21 protein-coding genes are annotated in these 16,185 nt (G+C 39.8%); 11 read left to right on the forward strand and 10 right to left on the reverse strand.

All coding sequences use genetic code 11. From position 1 onward, the window contains the following. The first annotated feature begins 117 nt into the window (after positions 1 to 117). The 4 genes from I7X29_RS15460 to I7X29_RS11890 all read left to right on the forward strand — a co-directional run bounded on the left by I7X29_RS15460 (position 118) and on the right by I7X29_RS11890 (position 3,056). Positions 118 to 354, forward strand: a complete 237-nt coding sequence (locus tag I7X29_RS15460; RefSeq protein WP_225883737.1) for a DJ-1/PfpI family protein — start codon at positions 118 to 120, stop codon at positions 352 to 354. An 85-nt stretch (positions 355 to 439) separates the two neighbouring features. Continuing rightward, entirely contained in the window at positions 440 to 715 is a 276-nt protein-coding gene (locus tag I7X29_RS15465) for a type 1 glutamine amidotransferase family protein (RefSeq protein WP_225883738.1), read from the forward strand. Positions 716 to 730: 15 nt separating this feature from the next. After that, positions 731 to 1,882: an ABC transporter permease gene (locus I7X29_RS11885; protein ID WP_198474964.1), complete on the forward strand. Its 1,152-nt coding sequence runs from the start codon at positions 731 to 733 to the stop codon at positions 1,880 to 1,882. After that, entirely contained in the window at positions 1,869 to 3,056 is a 1,188-nt protein-coding gene (locus I7X29_RS11890) for an ABC transporter permease (RefSeq protein ID WP_088593570.1), read from the forward strand. Before I7X29_RS11885 ends, I7X29_RS11890 begins: the two co-directional genes overlap by 14 nt. A gap of 56 nt (positions 3,057 to 3,112) precedes the next feature. Here the strand turns inward: I7X29_RS11890 and I7X29_RS11895 are convergent, their stop codons facing one another. The 5 genes from I7X29_RS11895 to I7X29_RS11920 all read right to left on the reverse strand — a co-directional run bounded on the left by I7X29_RS11895 (position 3,113) and on the right by I7X29_RS11920 (position 7,450). Further along, positions 3,113 to 4,489: an SLC13 family permease gene (locus I7X29_RS11895; protein ID WP_198474966.1), complete on the reverse strand. Its 1,377-nt coding sequence runs from the start codon at positions 4,487 to 4,489 to the stop codon at positions 3,113 to 3,115. Positions 4,490 to 4,523: 34 nt separating this feature from the next. Next, a complete protein-coding gene (locus I7X29_RS11900; protein ID WP_198474968.1) occupies positions 4,524 to 5,054 on the reverse strand; it encodes a mechanosensitive ion channel family protein in 531 nt (176 codons plus the stop codon). A 2-nt stretch (positions 5,055 to 5,056) separates the two neighbouring features. Beyond that, on the reverse strand, positions 5,057 to 6,625 hold the full coding sequence (rny, locus tag I7X29_RS11905; protein WP_088593567.1) for a ribonuclease Y: 1,569 nt from the start codon (positions 6,623 to 6,625) through the stop codon (positions 5,057 to 5,059). A gap of 238 nt (positions 6,626 to 6,863) precedes the next feature. Continuing rightward, positions 6,864 to 7,154, reverse strand: a complete 291-nt coding sequence (locus I7X29_RS11915; RefSeq protein WP_088593566.1) for a cell division protein ZapA — start codon at positions 7,152 to 7,154, stop codon at positions 6,864 to 6,866. Positions 7,155 to 7,156: 2 nt separating this feature from the next. Then, entirely contained in the window at positions 7,157 to 7,450 is a 294-nt protein-coding gene (locus I7X29_RS11920; RefSeq protein WP_198474970.1) for a hypothetical protein, read from the reverse strand. 337 nt (positions 7,451 to 7,787) lie between these two features. Here I7X29_RS11920 and I7X29_RS11925 point away from each other — a divergent pair, with 337 nt between their 5' ends. The 7 genes from I7X29_RS11925 to I7X29_RS11955 all read left to right on the forward strand — a co-directional run bounded on the left by I7X29_RS11925 (position 7,788) and on the right by I7X29_RS11955 (position 12,348). Further along, positions 7,788 to 8,357, forward strand: coding sequence for a DUF502 domain-containing protein (locus tag I7X29_RS11925; RefSeq protein WP_088593565.1), 570 nt, complete (start codon positions 7,788 to 7,790; stop codon positions 8,355 to 8,357). 161 nt (positions 8,358 to 8,518) lie between these two features. Continuing rightward, on the forward strand, positions 8,519 to 8,788 hold the full coding sequence (locus tag I7X29_RS11930) for a hypothetical protein (RefSeq protein WP_034555243.1): 270 nt from the start codon (positions 8,519 to 8,521) through the stop codon (positions 8,786 to 8,788). Further along, entirely contained in the window at positions 8,785 to 9,318 is a 534-nt protein-coding gene (locus tag I7X29_RS11935; RefSeq protein ID WP_088593564.1) for a glycoside hydrolase family 73 protein, read from the forward strand. Before I7X29_RS11930 ends, I7X29_RS11935 begins: the two co-directional genes overlap by 4 nt. Continuing rightward, positions 9,315 to 9,758: a hypothetical protein gene (locus I7X29_RS11940; protein WP_198474972.1), complete on the forward strand. Its 444-nt coding sequence runs from the start codon at positions 9,315 to 9,317 to the stop codon at positions 9,756 to 9,758. Before I7X29_RS11935 ends, I7X29_RS11940 begins: the two co-directional genes overlap by 4 nt. A 199-nt stretch (positions 9,759 to 9,957) precedes the next feature. Beyond that, on the forward strand, positions 9,958 to 10,890 hold the full coding sequence (locus tag I7X29_RS11945) for a cation diffusion facilitator family transporter (RefSeq protein ID WP_198474974.1): 933 nt from the start codon (positions 9,958 to 9,960) through the stop codon (positions 10,888 to 10,890). 58 nt (positions 10,891 to 10,948) lie between these two features. Further along, on the forward strand, positions 10,949 to 11,629 hold the full coding sequence (gene trmB, locus I7X29_RS11950) for a tRNA (guanosine(46)-N7)-methyltransferase TrmB (RefSeq protein ID WP_198474975.1): 681 nt from the start codon (positions 10,949 to 10,951) through the stop codon (positions 11,627 to 11,629). After that, complete coding sequence (locus I7X29_RS11955) at positions 11,629 to 12,348, forward strand: 3'-5' exonuclease (protein ID WP_198474977.1); 720 nt, start codon at positions 11,629 to 11,631, stop codon at positions 12,346 to 12,348. The genes trmB and I7X29_RS11955 overlap by 1 nt, the downstream gene beginning before the upstream one ends. 6 nt (positions 12,349 to 12,354) lie before the next feature. Here the strand turns inward: I7X29_RS11955 and I7X29_RS11960 are convergent, their stop codons facing one another. From I7X29_RS11960 to I7X29_RS11980, 5 genes are read right to left on the reverse strand one after another with little or no spacing between them, the layout of a single operon-like run. Then, entirely contained in the window at positions 12,355 to 13,125 is a 771-nt protein-coding gene (locus I7X29_RS11960) for a porin family protein (protein ID WP_198474979.1), read from the reverse strand. A gap of 18 nt (positions 13,126 to 13,143) precedes the next feature. Then, the gene (locus tag I7X29_RS11965) at positions 13,144 to 13,932 is read right to left on the reverse strand and encodes a porin family protein (protein WP_198474981.1); all 789 of its coding nucleotides are present in this window, start codon (positions 13,930 to 13,932) and stop codon (positions 13,144 to 13,146) included. Positions 13,933 to 13,950: 18 nt separating this feature from the next. Continuing rightward, positions 13,951 to 14,688, reverse strand: coding sequence for a porin family protein (locus I7X29_RS11970; protein ID WP_198474983.1), 738 nt, complete (start codon positions 14,686 to 14,688; stop codon positions 13,951 to 13,953). A gap of 18 nt (positions 14,689 to 14,706) precedes the next feature. Beyond that, the gene (locus tag I7X29_RS11975) at positions 14,707 to 15,468 is read right to left on the reverse strand and encodes a porin family protein (protein WP_198474985.1); all 762 of its coding nucleotides are present in this window, start codon (positions 15,466 to 15,468) and stop codon (positions 14,707 to 14,709) included. Positions 15,469 to 15,508: 40 nt separating this feature from the next. Continuing rightward, positions 15,509 to 16,156, reverse strand: a complete 648-nt coding sequence (locus I7X29_RS11980) for a CBS domain-containing protein (protein WP_198474987.1) — start codon at positions 16,154 to 16,156, stop codon at positions 15,509 to 15,511. Between the last annotated feature and the right edge of the window lie 29 nt (positions 16,157 to 16,185).

Genomic DNA, 16,185 nt, shown 5'->3' on the forward strand with positions numbered 1-16,185 from the left:
AAAATCCTATAAATCTGATAATCAATCACTTTTAGTCACATTGTAAGGGCGTTTTGCAAACGCCCCCACAAAATGGAACTTTTAGGACAGTTTTTTTAGAAACACATATAACATCGTATGAAAAAAATCATATTCATCATTTTAGACAAGTTTGCCAATTGGGAACTTGCTTATCTTTCTGCTGCCCTTGGCGAAAAACAATTAGGTACAGAGCAATACACTGTTTTGTATGCTTCAACCGATAAAGAGGTGAAAACCTCCATCGGCAATCTCAAAGCCTTACCCGACCTTAGTATCTGGGAAATTCCCGAAGATATTTCGGCTCTTGTATTTATTGGGGCAGAAGGTTCGTGACATAATCTTTCTAAGGAGCAAACCTCTCAGCTGGTAACCCTTGCCCAAAAGATAAAAGCCAGTGGCAAAATATTAGGAGCTATTTGTGATAGTGCAGAATGGTTTGCTAAATGATGTAAAGCATACCGCTAATACTTTTGATGAGATAAAAGATGCCGTGCTTTATACCAATGGCGAGAATTTCGTACTTACCGCCAATGAAGCCGTAACTGATCACAAGGTAGTAACCGCCAAGGGGGATAGTGCATTGCATTTTGCGGTAAGTGTACTGCGTGCTTTAGGCGATGTCCCCGAAGAGAATATACAATTTTTCTATACCCTACACACCAAAGGCTTTCTCAAAGCTATTCAAATGAACTAATTTGCTAATTATACTATGAAATATTTTAAAACCGAATGCAAAAACCTTTTCCTATCACCCAAACGACTGTTTTACGTTTTGGTGTTTCCCTTGGTTATCTTTGGGTTCTTTGCGGCTATTTTCTACAAAGGAGTACCCCGCGACCTGCCTATGGCGTATATCAATTACGACCAAAGTCAGCTGTCCGAAAACCTTTTGCGTATGCTTGATGCTACCCCAAACATCAACCTGAAAATCAAACTCACCGATGAACAAGAAGCCCAACGACTTATCCAGCAACAGCAGATAATGGGCTTTATCGTTATCCCTGCCGACTTTCAGCAGAAACTATTCAAAGGTGAAAACCAATCGGTGATTTGCTATACCAATAGTCAGTTTATGCTGGGGGCAAGTCTTATCCAAAAGGATTTTCAAACTACTGTAGGAATGTTCTCTGCTGGACTGGTGATGAAAAAGAAAATGCAAAAAGGGCAACAAACCGAGAAGGTACGTGCCGAAGCTCAAACCGTAAAGGTAGACGACCACGGATTATTTAACCCTTATGCTAACTATGCCTATTACCTGCTCACAGCACTTTTGCCTATGATGCTCCAAATGATTGTGATGATGGTAACTGTGTATGTATTAGGAGTAGAATTCCGTTACCGCCAAGGGAAACAGTGGCTCAAAAAGGCAGGCGGCAGTCCGCTAAAAGCCTTGATAGGCAAACTCTTGCCTTATACTTTAGTGCTCCTCTTTGTCGCGTGGTGGATGAACTATCTCCTTTTTGGGCTTATAGGCGCACCCCTCCACATCCCGATGTTCAACGTAGTGCTTATCACTTTTGCTTTAGTCATCATTTATCAGATTATCGCGATTACACTCGTCTCTCTCCTACCTAATTTTAGGTCGGCACTCACCATAGGCAGTGGTTTTACAGCGATTGCCTTCTCATTTGCCGCTTATACTTTTCCGATGGAAGGATTACCAAAGAGTATGCAGTATTTAGCACAAATTTTTCCCTATGCTCATTTTATGAAATACTACGTAAATCGTGCGATCAAAGGGATACCTGTAGAGATGACGTGGCAACCCCTTTTAGCCTTGTTGCTCTTCGGCTTATTGCTGATAGTTGCCTACCCTATGTTTGTAAAGAAAATAAAATCAGGAGGATATGAAACAATTTAGAAGTTATATATATCAAAGTTCAGCTGACTTCACCCGTGCAATGCTCTGGGAAGCCAAATACATATTCCGCGACAAAGCGGTGTTCTTTTCGTTTGTTATCGTAGCGGTAGTAGTCTCTTTCTTGTACACCTACCTCTATTCCGAAGAAACGCTACAAAAGCTCCCTATTGGAGTAGTTGATGAAGATAATACAGCGCAAAGTCGTCAGCTATTGCGTATGATAGATGCCAATAGTGGCGTGGCTATCTACAGCAGCTATCTCAACCTCAGCGAAGCAGAAAAGGCTTTTCAGCGCGAGCAAATACGCGGTATCGTAACCATTCCTAACGGTTTTGCACGCGACTTACAACGCGGGGAACAACCCGCCATATCAGTCTACGCCGATGCCTCGTATATGCTCTATTACAAGCAAATACTCACTGCAGCGAAACTCTCGGCTGCCTACCTCAATGCGGGCGTGGAAATGAAACGCTCTTCAGCTCAAGGCAAGCTCCCTACCCAAGCACGTGAGGAAGCAATGCCTGTGAGTGCTAAAGTAGTGAGTTTGTACAACCCTTCATCGGGTTATGCTACTTTCTTGATTCCCATAGTGTTGGTGATTATTTTCCAAACTACCATTCTCACAGCAGTAGGCATTTTAGGAGGTACAATGCGCGAAGGTAACAAGCTACGCAAAATATACCCTAATTCGCATAACTTCTGGGGAGCACTACCTATTGTAATGGGTAAAGCTACTACCTATTTAGGATTTTCAACCGTAATTTTGCTCATTATCTTAGGAATTATAATGCCATTGTTTGGCATTCCAGTACGCAGTTCAATGCTCAGCACCTTGGTATTTATGATACCTTTTATCCTTTCGATAGTGTTTATGGGGCTTTGTCTGCTCAACTTTGTACGCCGACGTGAAGATGCGATTATGCTCATTATGTACACCTCGTTGCCATCGGTAATGCTCACTGGCTTTTCGTGGCCCTCAGTAGCAATGCCACAATGGCTAAATGTCTTTTCGTATATCGTGCCTACCACCTTAGGGGCAAAAGGATTTATTTCCATCACCCAAATGGGGGCTCACCTCACTACCATTATGCCTTATTGGCTGGGAATGTGGGGACTCTGTTTAGTGTATTTAGTATTAGCGACTTTCACCCTAAAGAAGGTTTTGAATAAGTAAGAGATAAAAGAAAAAGCTGCCTGAGCACAATATTCAGGCAGCTTTTTTAGTATCTCCTATAATTTGTCATTCCAAAAGAAAAAAGCCACTGCCGATATAAAGATAATACAAAGTATATTCAGTACAAAACCAGCTTTCACCATATCCTTCTGACGCACTTTACCGGTACCATAAGCAATGGCATTAGGCGGAGTCGCAACGGGCAACATAAAGGCACAAGATGCTCCTAAACCTATGATGAGTGAAAGTCCTAACGGGTTAAGTCCCATATTTTCGGCTACCGAAATGAAGATAGGCACCAATAATGCTGCACTGGCGGTATTGCTAGTAAACTCGGTGAGAAAGATGATAAAAGTAGCCACCACAACTCCAATGACAAAGTAACTACTATCAGAAATAAGGAACTGCACCGACTCTACGAGTGCCTTGCTCGCTCCCGATTGAGTGAGGATTACACTTAATGAAAGTCCGCCTCCGAAGAGCATTAGCACACCCCAATCGGTGTTTTCTTGTATTTGTTTCCATTCGGCAACGCCAAACAAACACACAAACACGGCAGCAATCATTGCTACCACAGCATCAAAATCTTTTATTTTTTCGATATGCAAGAAAGAAGTAATCACCTCATTGATTACATCGCCAAATATCCAGCAAAGGGCTGTAATTAAAAAGATGAGAATAGTGAGATACTGTTTAGTATTCAGTTTTTCAGTCATTGCTTCACTCTCTATCTTGATATTCAGCTTAGGGCGAAATACCACATACATTGCTCCAATCATCAGAGGGAACAAACCTAAAACTGTAGGCATACCATAGCGCAACCATTGGGCAAAAGTGATGTCCAATTGAGAAGCGACAATCGCATTAGGTGGGCTACCTACCAAAGTACCCATACCACCTATACTCGCGCTGTAAGCAATCCCCAATATCACAAAGGCATAGGTACCTTTATTAGTTTCATAGTCAATGTTTTTGAGCATTCCCATAGCCAAAGGGATAATCATCGCGGCTGTAGCTGTATTGCTAATCCCCATAGAGAGAACAGCGGTAACCAATAACAAAAGGAATACTGCTACCATAAAATTCCCTTTCGCCAAAGAAATCACCTTATGAGCGATATATTGGTCGAGTTTTTGAACACTTAAGGCTGTAGCAATGGCAAAACCACCAAAAAACAAGAAGATTGTAGGGTTTGCAAAAGCCTGTAGCGCACTTTTAGTATTCTCTAATCCTAAAAGTATTGCCAATACAGGCACTAAAAGTGCCGTGACAGTAATATGTAAGGCTTCAGTAAGCCATAAAATTGCTACAAAGGCAAGTAAAGCCAAACCTTTTTTAGTAGGTTCTTCATAAGGAAGAAACCAATAGAGCAAGAGCCCTATCGCTAATGCGATGGCTATAATAACAGAACGTTTGATGTATTTGGTTAGCATATCAATTAGGTTGTTTTAGTTATTTACAGTGGTATTAGGATTTTAGTTTTACTGCGTATTCCTCTTCCGAGACAATTACAATTCCTTTTTGTAACAAAAGATTGTTTGGCAAACTTATCTGTTCACCTTCGGCAGTTTTCAATAGCGTATAAAACGATTTGATATCTATGATTTTAGCTTCAATAGGAAAATCTTTATCTAAAATCTTGATAGTATCGCCTATTCTAAACGGAGAAGAGAAAAACACAATAATGCCTGCTGTAATATTGCTGAGTATAGACCACTGAGCAAAAAAAGCTACCCCTATTACAGTAAGGACTGAAGTAACGAACAAGAAGAGTTGTTCGGTTTTTATTCCCCAAATAGAGACAATAGTAAGAATAGCCAACGCATAGATAAAATAATTTATATATTTTTTAACCAAACTCGTACGACTCACCCCTAAACCTGCTCTTTTGCCAAACTTTTCGATGATAGAGTTCACCAAATAGCGCAAGGCAGTGAAAACCACCAATACAATGGCAGTAGCGATGATTTGGTATATGTAATTTTGTATATAGGTCATTTCTATTTCGCTATATTCACAGCACGAGTTTCACGGATTACCGTTACTTTCACTTGACCTGGGTAGGTCATATCAGTTTGGATTTTTTGTGATAAGTTGAATGATAGTTCTGCGGCTTTATCATCGGTTACTTTTTCGCTTTCTACGATTACGCGCAACTCACGACCCGCTTGAATAGCATAAGCTTTTTTCACACCTTGGAAAGTGAAGGCTGCATCTTCGAGGTCTTTGAGGCGTTGAATGTACGAATCGAGTACTTGGCGACGTGCTCCTGGACGTGCTCCACTGATAGCATCGCATACTTGTACGATAGGTGAAAGCAATGAAGTCATTTCTATTTCGTCGTGGTGAGCCCCAATAGCATTGCACACTTCGGGTTTTTCGCCATATTTCTCTGCCCATTCCATACCGAGGAGCGCGTGAGGGGTTTCGGTTTCCACTTGTGGCACTTTACCTATGTCGTGCAAAAGTCCGGCACGTTTAGCGAGTTTAGGGTTCAAGCCTAATTCGGCTGCCATTACCCCGCAAAGTTTGGCTACCTCACGAGAGTGTTGTAAGAGGTTTTGACCATAAGAAGAACGGTATTTCATACGACCTACACATTTCACCAATTCAGGGTGTAATCCGTGGATACCGAGGTCGATTACAGTGCGTTTACCTATTTCAACGATTTCTTCTTCTATTTGTTTGGTAGTTTTTTCAACTACTTCCTCAATACGTGCAGGGTGGATACGACCATCGGTTACGAGTTTGTGCAATGAGAGGCGTGCAATTTCGCGGCGTACTGAATCGAAGCAAGAGAGGATAATCGCTTCAGGGGTATCATCTACAATAATTTCGACCCCAGTAGCGGCTTCGAGGGCGCGGATGTTGCGACCTTCACGACCGATGATACGACCTTTCACTTCATCAGATTCGAGGTTAAACACTGATACACAGTTGTCTACTGCTTCCTCAGTGCCTATACGCTGTATGGTATTAATGATGATTTTTCGAGCTTCTTGATGAGCGGTGAGTTTAGCTTCCTCAATGGTATTTTGGATATATGCCATTGCATCGGCTTGAGCCTCACTGCGAAGAGAGTCGGTGAGTTGTTTTTTAGCTTCTTCGGCGGAGAGTCCGGAGATAACTTCGAGTTGTTGCACTTGGCTTTTGTGTAAACGTTCGATTTCTTCTTGTTTTTTGTCGAGAGTTTGGAGGCGGAAATCAACTTCTTCAGTTTTCTTTTCTAACTCGTCTTTCAGGCGTTTATTTTGAGCTAACTCATTGGATACTTGTGATTCTTTATCACGGATACGTTTTTCAGCCTCTGCCATTTTTTTATCTTTGGCAGCGATTGTTTTTTCGTGTTCGGCTTTTAGTTCAAGAAACTTTTCTTTAGCTTGGAAGATTTTGTCTTTTTTAATGTTTTCGCCTTCAACTTTAGCATTTTTTAGAAGAACGTCGGCTTCATTCTGAGCGTTGAGAATAATTTTAGAGGCGTTCTTCTTTTCCAGCACTTTGGCGATAGCAAACCCTATGGCAAGGGCGATAATAAAAACTGCAATACTTATAATAACTGTACTATCCATCTTGTTGATTTAAAAAAATAAAATATTAATATAAAAAAATGCCTATATTGATTAATGTGTTTCACGTAAAACTCTGAAAAACAGGTTTAGGGATACTCAGTAGGTCAAGTATCCGGCAACTGAAAGACCGGCACGCTTTAGCTACTGTAACTCACCCTTTTGTGAAATGTTAATGTTGAGTTTACCGAAAGGACAATCAATATAGGCAGTAAGTTTTTGTATGTAAATGTACGTGCTTTTACCCTATTTGATTTAGGGTGTTGTATACCTTTTGCAGGGTATTTTTGAGGGTTTCATCTTCTTGGGTTTCATTGAGGCGAGTTTGTTCTATTTGTCGTGCTAAGGTGATAGCGCACATAGCCAACCCGTCTTGTTTATCGCGCAATTGATAAATGGTTTCAAACTCTTGAATCATATCATTTATTTTTTTTGCGGCTTTTCTAAAACCCTCTTCTTGGGTAGGTACAATGGTAAGGGGGTATAGCCTATCGGCTACAGAAAGTTTGATTTTCAATTCGTCCTGTTCCATTGTTATTGTTTTGTAAGCTGAACGATACACGCGTCGATTTCGCGTATAAGGGTATTAATTTTCAGTTTAGTTTCTCTCTTGTGTTCTTTACTGCCTAATATACGGTTAGCAACAGCGAGTGTTTCGTTTTTTTCTTTCAGTGAAGTGATTGTGCTCTGAAGCGATGTTTTTTCACTGCGAAGTTGTTCAATGGTTTGCTTTAATTTGCCATTTTCCTCTCTAAGACTTTGAAATTGGGCTTGTAGGGCAATGGCTTTTTCGTTTAATAAGGCTACCAATTGTTTTAAATCACTCATCGGAATAGCAAACTTTGTATATTTGGGGCAAAAATACAATAGTTTTTTTAAAAAAGCAATTTTTTTAGTAAAGAACGTAAGTTCAACTTGATAAAAAAAACACCTAAAATAATGTAAGTCAAACAAATAGATAGTTTTACTATTTTTGAAGAGGCTTACAGATTATACGGGCTTTGATACAGATAATCTTTAATTATCAGTTTATTCAACTTTGGCAAAGTGTAGTGATAAAATAATTTTACGAAATTTAATTCTATTATTAGCCATATCCCCTCTCAATAAAAATTTCTCTGTTTAGAAAATTAGTACTACTTTTGCACTCTAACACCTACAATCAATGAAATTTAGTACTTTTATCAAATATTTTTTCCAAGGAATCCTTATTATCGGTCCCTTGAGTGCTACTATTTGGATTATTTGGTCGATATTCAGGAGCGTTGATAACCTCGTCCCCGATCTCTCTAAGGCTTACCCAGGTTTAGTGTTCGTATTAGTGTTATTAGGTACAGCAATCATCGGATTTATAGGTAGCCGACTCATCTTAGGAAAACTCTTAGTCAGTTTGTTGGACTATCTGGTAGCGCATATCCCTGGCGTAAAAGTTATCTATTCTTCTATCAAAGAGGTATTAGCATCGTTTGTTGGTGATAAACGCAAGTTTTCCAATCCCGTATGGGTTCGTGTAAACGAAACTCCTGAAGTGTGGCGCATAGGCTTCCTTACTCAATCCTCTATGGATTTTGCTAATCTTGAGGGGATGGTAAGTGTATATTTGCCCCATTCATACGCTATTTCGGGTTGGGTAATTGTTACTTCTGCCGAGAATGTAAAACCCGCCGAAGGCTTTACTGCCCAAAAAGCGATGGAATTTGCTCTAAGTGGCGGAATCACAACAATTAATAAGTGATTAACTAATAAAACAATAATTAACAATTAAAGGCGCGAGCTCATAGCTCGCGCCTTTTTTATCCCCCATTCCTCTACTGTTACAACCCTGTAACCCCCGGTTACAACTATTTGCCCACTTCTTCAGAACTCCCCAATTTTGCACCACAAATCAAAAAGAAAATGGAACTCCTCAAAGAACAATTCATTACCTTTATAGGGCTCTTGCTCTCTGGCTGGGTAGGCTGGCTCTTCGGCCGACCAAAACAACGCGTTGAACTCCAATCTAACGAATTAGACAATGTTGATAAGGCAATTCACATCTACCGCGAAATGATTGACGACTTAGGTGTAAAATACGCCAAAGCCATTGCCGACCTCAATGAGGCTAACCAACGCATCAAAGAACTTGAGTCTTCTATCGATAACCTTTTAAAACAACTTAGAAAATGACAAACAACGAACAACAAATCGCACATTTTGTAACTACCTACAAACCCTATGCTTTAGAAACCGAACGAAAAACGGGCATTTCACACCTCTTTATTTTAGCACAAGTAGCCTTAGAAAGTGCTTGGGGAACACACGCTCCCGGTAATATGTTCTTTGGCATAAAAGCTAAACCTAATACGCCCACCGAGGAACGACAACTCTTGCTAACTACCGAAATCCTCTCTTGTGATTGGCAAACTTATCAGCGCAACCCTGCATTACAAAAATTCCCCGAAGTACTAAGCGTTACCAAGCGTCCTGATGGCAAATACACCTATAAAGTAAAAGACTGGTTCAAAAAATACCCCTCTCCCGAAGCCTCTTTCACCGATCACGCCCTGTTTTTCCTGCACAATCCTCGCTACGCAGAGGCTCTAAAGGTCAAAACCGACCCTTACTTATTTGCCGAAGCCATCGCTCGTGCTGGTTATGCTACCGCCCCCGATTATGCTACCCAACTCAAAAAAATCATAAAACAACTATCAAAATGAAACAAATCCTCTTTTTATCGCTTTTTTCACTTCTGCTATCTTGTAAAACGCACAAAATCAAACAAACTGAAACTCTCCAAATGCGTGAGCAACTTGATAGCCTCTACCAGCAACAACACGCCGTATTACACAGCATCGAATGGCTCAACAGCCTGCAAGAAGTGCATCTCACTCTTGAATCGTTTAAGGATAGCACGGGGCGTACCCAAGTACAACTCCACAGCACTACCCGTCTAAAACACCTGCGTGAATACACCGATAGTCTGCAACAAAATGAGGTACTTCATCTACGACAAAGAACCCTGCATTTCCACAAACGCCAATCACTCAAACAAAAAGAACACAAATTTGAGTTATCTCCTAATAACTATTGGCTTATTGTACTCGTTTTGGTAGCGATTGCCTATTACCAATATAAAAAACGTATTCTAAAAAAATAAAGAAACTATTTACACCACCCCTCCCACCTCCAAGATTCTCCGAGATTTTCCAAGATTTTCTGAGATTCTCCACAACACCTCCAGCGGGGGTTAGGCTTTGAAAAAACATCTCTAAATAGAGATTATTTCTAAATAAATTTGTACCTTTGCCCCAATTCTTATCTCTTATCTCTTACCTCTTACCTAAAAAAGAAGTATTATGGAACATTCACACGACCACAACCACGACCACGATCATCACCACCATACAGTAACCGATCTAAGTGCTCTCAACCGCGCTTTCTACATAGGTATTGGGCTCAATTTGCTCTATACCCTTATCGAATTTGTAGTGGGGTTTAAAGTCAATTCATTAGCGCTTATTTCCGATGCAAGTCATAATCTGAGCGATGTTGCTAGTTTAGTGATTTCACTCATCGGAATGAAACTTGCTCACCACGCTGCTACCCAGCTATATACTTATGGCTACAAAAAAGCGTCTATCCTCGCTTCACTTATCAATGCGGTACTGCTGATGTACATCGTGATAAAAATCTTTATCGAAGCCTTTGAACGCCTTTCCAATCCTCCCGAAATGGCTGGAGCTGCTATTGTGATTACAGCCTTTATAGGGGTGATTATCAACGGGCTATCGGCTTTCCTCTTCTATAAAGGTCAAAAAAACGACATCAATATCAAAGGGGCTTTCCTACACCTCCTCCTCGATGCTTTAGTATCGGTAGGGGTGATTATCTCAGGTGCAATTATGTACTTTACCGGTTGGTATATCGCCGACCCTATCAGTAGTTTTATGGTGGGTATCGTGATTCTCTTCTCTACTTGGGGACTCTTAAAAGAAAGCGTAAAACTCATTTTAGACGGCGTCCCTCAGAATATAAACCAAGCTCACATACAACAATTGATAGAACAACATCCAATGGTCGAAAGCGTGCATCACCTCCATATATGGGCACTGAGCAGTGCTCAAAATGCCTTAACAGCCCATTTGGTACTCAAAGAATGTATTACTCTAAAAGAATTTATGACCATCAAAGCTGAACTAAAACACTCACTCTCTCACGAAGGAATTACCCACAGCACTTTTGAAATAGATACCGAAAATTGCCACTGCAAAGAAGAAAACTGTAATTAAAAAAATATTGCTATCTTTGCCGCCCTAACACTTTTCACTATTCACTTTTCACTTACCTATGGGAAGCAAAAATAAACTCAAACGATTCGAAGAAAATAAAACCTTTGCTAATGTAATTCAGCCCTCACGCAACGAACTCCTCACCGATGCTTTTGCCTATAAAGGACGTTGGAATGAACTCTATTTCAAGAATAACAACCCTATAGTTTTAGAATTGGGCTGTGGCAAAGGCGAGTATTCAGTAGGATTAGCCAAACGTCATCCCGAGAAGAATTTTATAGGAATAGATATCAAAGGAGCGCGCTTTTGGCGAGGAGCTAAAACTGCTATAGAAGAAAATATCGCCAATGTAGCTTTCCTCCGCACTCAAATAGAACTCATCGAAAAATGCTTTGCCCCTGATGAAGTGAGTGAAATATGGATTACTTTCCCCGATCCGCAAATAAAATACAAACGCACCAAACACCGCCTCACCAATGCCGATTTTCTCGCGCGTTACGAGCGTATCCTTGCCCCCGATGGCTATGTGCACCTCAAAACCGATAGTGAGTTTATGCACGGTTATACCTTGGGCTTGTTACACGGAGCAGGACATAAAGTGCTCTATGCCAATCACAATATCTACAACAGCGATGGTGTACCCCCAGAAGTAACCGAAATTAAAACCTTCTACGAACAGTTCTATTTAGAACAAGGCAAACCCATTACCTATATTCGTTTTCAGATAAAAAAACAGTAATGCTTCACAAACTCAACTTAGACGATATACTTTTTTTGGATATAGAAACTGTACCGTTACACCAGCAGTACAGCGAATTGTCGGCTGAAGCTCAAATGCTTTGGGAAGAAAAAACGCGTTACCAACGCAAGGAAGAGTTCTCTGCTGAAGAATTTTACGACCGCGCAGGTATTTGGGCTGAGTTCGGGAAAATTGTGTGCATATCAGTAGGGTATTTTTCATTCAGGCATCAGCAACGCACCTTTAGAGTAACCTCGTTCACAGGTGAAGAAAAGAATTTGTTAGAAGATTTCAGCAGATTAGTAAACGAACATTTTTCACGTCCTAATAAATTGTTTTGCGCCCATAACGGCAAGGAATTCGATTTTCCATATATCTCCCGCCGTATGATTATCAACGGGATAGAAATTCCGCAAAAGCTACAGCTCTTTGGCAAAAAACCTTGGGAAATCCCTCATCTCGATACAATGGAAATGTGGAAATTCGGCGATTACAAACACTATACTTCACTGAAACTCTTAGCTCATATTTTGGGCATACCCTCTCCTAAAGACGATATCGATGGCTGCGAAGTGCGCAATGTGTTCTACAACGAAGGTGATATCGACCGTATAGCTACCTATTGCGAAAAAGATACCATTACGGTTGCGCAAATACTTCTGCGCTTCCGCAACGATACCCTTTTAAACGATGATGAAATCCTGATTTTAGGACACTGATAAGCGTTATTCCCCTTCTTTTACTTCTTGGGGTGCAGGCTCTTCTTTTACCTCTTGGTATACTGGTTCTTCACTTGAAGGATATACCGGCTCTTGAACATTAGGTTGTTCATTCTTGTTTTTAGAGAGTTTTAAACCTGCACCTATAGAAATAGCAATATAGTAACTTTTAGCATCTTTAAAATAAAGATGAGGAATGTATTCTTGATTGGTAAGGGGGGTAAGGTTCGTAGAAAAACGAGCATCAACGGTGAAAATCCATTTAGGAATCTCCCACATCACTCCTCCACCTACGTGGAAACTAAGTGAAGCTTGGTTGAAATATTTCGTCATATTAAACTTCTCACTGTTCTGTTTTTCAGAATACGATGCCAAAAGCAAGATTTTAGGAGCTAATCCTATTTGTCCAAAACCTCTAAACCACTTTTTACCCTCAAATTGTAATAAGAAAGGCATTTCTAAGTAATCAAAACGAATGTGACGGCGGTCTTGCAATTTTAAATCAGAGCCTTCAGGGCGATACGGAATCGCCTCGCGCTTATACATCAACTCTATTTGTGAAGCGAAATGAGTTTTAAAGGGTATTCGCAAGAATAACCCTGAGTTCACTACGCCTGTTTTTCCAAAATACTCCACGTTATACCCTTCCATCGATTGTATGGGTGTAATAATCGTAAAAGTACTTGCAGGGCTATTGATTTTCACCCCTATCGCAGTTTGCGCAAAGCTAAATGTAGTAACACTCAAAAAAATGATGATGATTAAAAAACGTTTCATAATATATGAGTTAAAAAACTAAAATTCTTGTTCTTGTGATGTATTCACCTCAGCAGGAATGCTATCATTAGTAATTGTTGGGAGCTCTTCCTGAGGAATAGCCCTTTCTAAAGGCAATGCTTTCTTTTTAAAAGGTTTGTAACCTGCCCCTAAAGAAAACGCAAAATAATAGCTTTGTGCCTTACTGAAATCAATATCAGGGGTGTTCTTTTTAGAGGTAAGTGGTGTAAGGTTGGTAGCGAGTCTTCCATCAGCAGTAAAAACCCAATCTCTTCTGTTCCATAAAACACCTCCCCCAACATTTAAATTGAGAACAACCCTATTAAAAGAGCTCGTAACATTATGGTCGCCTTTTTCTAAAACTGCAGAATACTTTGCTGAAGTTAAGAATTTAGGAGACACTCCTAATTGAGCAAAACCTCTTACGGTGCGCTTTCCTTCCCATTGTAACAGGATAGGAACCTCAGCATACCAAAATTTATATACTCCGCGATCAGAGAGAAGTTCTTCTATTGTTTCCTCTTGATGAAAAAACCAAACCCCTTCACGCTTGAACAACACTTCGGTTTGTAGTGCCCAATGTGTTTTTAGAGGTATTCGCATAAAAGCTCCTATATTAAAAGCCCCTATATAAAACTCACCAAAAATACCTCCTCCGTTTCTAATCCCCTTAGGTGTATTTGCAATTTGATGTTTCATTACATTAACTGCTACAAACGGATTAGCAACTTTCACCCCTACGGCTATTTGGCTATAGCTAAATGCCGAAATACTTAAAAGCATAGCAGTAATTAAAAAACGTTTCATAATATCTTTAGTGAAAGATTATTCGGTTATGGGTTCTTTATTTACCTCTTCAGTAGGTGTGATAACTTCTTCAGTAGGAGTTACGACTTCTTCAGTAGGAAGAGTATTATTTTTCTTTTTAGAGAGTTTGTAGCCTGCGCCTAACGAAATGCCAAACACAAATGTTCTCGCTTTATCAAAATTGATATATTCTGTACGGATTCCCGATGCTAAGTTCGTTATATTGGTAGAAAGACGAGCATCAACTGTGTAAATCCATTTAGGGCGCTCAAATAGCACGCCTCCTCCAATATGTCCCATCAACATCACTGTATTAAATTGGGAACTTCCTCCATAAGTAATATTCTTAGAAGCATCATAAAAAGCAGAAGAGAAGAGAATTTTAGGTGAAAAACCTACAAAACCAAAACCTCTAAACGCTTTCTTACCTTCGTATTGTACTAAGAAAGGCACGTCCAAGTATTCAAATCTATAATAAGAATCTTTGCTGCTATTCTCTATTCTAAAACGCACAGCCTCGTGCTTAAAAAGCAATTCACTTTGTAATACCCAACGCTCTTTTAAAGGAATACGAACGAATCCTCCAAGGCTAACAAAGGCATTGTAGGTTTTTATATCAACATTGGTTGCTGTATATAAAGGAGTTATTAAGCTAACAACCGACAGTGGGTCGGTTACTTTTACCCCTATCGCAGTTTGTGCAAAGCCCAAATAAGCAGCGCAAAGCCATAAAATTGTAGTTAAAAAGCGTTTCATAATATATTTAGTTAAAGATTATTCGGTTATGGGTTCTTTATTTACTTCTTCAGTAGGAGCTACGACTTCTTCAGTAGGTGTGATAACTTCTTCAGTAGGAGGAGTATTGTTTTTCTTTTTAGAGAATTTATAGCCTGCACCTAACGAAAATGTAAAGGTATGATTTCTCGCTTCTATGAAATTTAAATAAGGAGAACTGCTATTCGCTGCCATTTTGGTGAGATTAACTGAATAACGTGCTTCGGCAAACAACAACCATCTGGAGCGTTCTACGAGCAACCCTCCTCCTATATTGAAGTTGATGTGTAGTTGTCCTGTGCCAAAATAGTATTTCATATCTTGCACCTCATTGCTTCCTTTATCTCTAAAAGCTGCTCTTGTACTAATTTTGGGTGAAAAACCTAACTGTGTAAATCCTCTAACGGGTTTTTTGCCCTCGAATTGTATCATAAGAGGGATTTCTAAGTAATCAAACTCGTAATAAGGGCGTTCTTCGTAATCCCAACTGCTATCTTTAGGACGGAATGACAATGTTTCTCTGCGATAAAGCACTTCAGTTTGTAATGCCCAACGTTTGGCGAGTTGGAAATGTGCAAATACACCTGAATTAAACGCAGCAATTCGCGGATAAATCTCAATATCATAATTTTCGTTAGAGGTGAGCTCGTTGAAAAAATTAAAAGAATGTAATGGAGTATTCACTTTCACCCCTATTGTGGTTTGTGAAAATCCAACATAAGTAGCACAAAGCCATAAAATTGTAGTTAAAAAACGTTTCATACTATATATTTAGTTAAAGATTATTTTTATCTCTTATCTCTTATCTGTTACCTAAGTCTAAGTATTTTTCAAAGTAATCAGCGATGTCTTTCAGTTCTTTCCGGTAGTGGTCATCTTCTTTTTCGGTGAGGATACCATAACCATAACGGCGGAAGTGTTGTAGTATTTCCGAGAGTCGGTTGGTGGTGATTTTTAGGGTGATAAGCACGTTGTTTTCCGTGCGATTAGAGAGATAAAGCCCTAAGAGTTTTCCTCCATTTTCCTCTACGATGCTGCTAACTTCAGCAAGTGAATAGTTAAGAGTATCTTTCTGCAAGATGAGCACATAGCCAGCTTCTTGTATAAAAGGCGTTTTAGTGAGTTGTTGTATAAAGTCTCCCAAGTAGTAATAACCTATAAATTGCTGAGTCTCATTTATTACGGGGAGCATATCGGTGTGATAGGAAGCGAAAGCCTCTATTACAGTATCCCACGTTGCGGTTAGCGGTACAAAAAAGCGTTCTAATGCATATTGATAATCGGCTACTGTAGCTTCTTTATCTTCCTCATCTACTGCTTCTTTGCGGAGTACCCCTATAAAAGTATTGCCTTCGCACACGGGCAAAGCTGAAAGCAAATGCGCCTCAAAAAGCAACTTTACTTCCTCTATTGAAGTATTAGGTTCTATGTATAAAAAATGTGTTGTCATATTCTATTTATTATCTATCTCCTGTTTCC

This window comes from Capnocytophaga periodontitidis (genome assembly GCF_016126015.1).
Lineage (GTDB): Bacteria > Bacteroidota > Bacteroidia > Flavobacteriales > Flavobacteriaceae > Capnocytophaga > Capnocytophaga periodontitidis.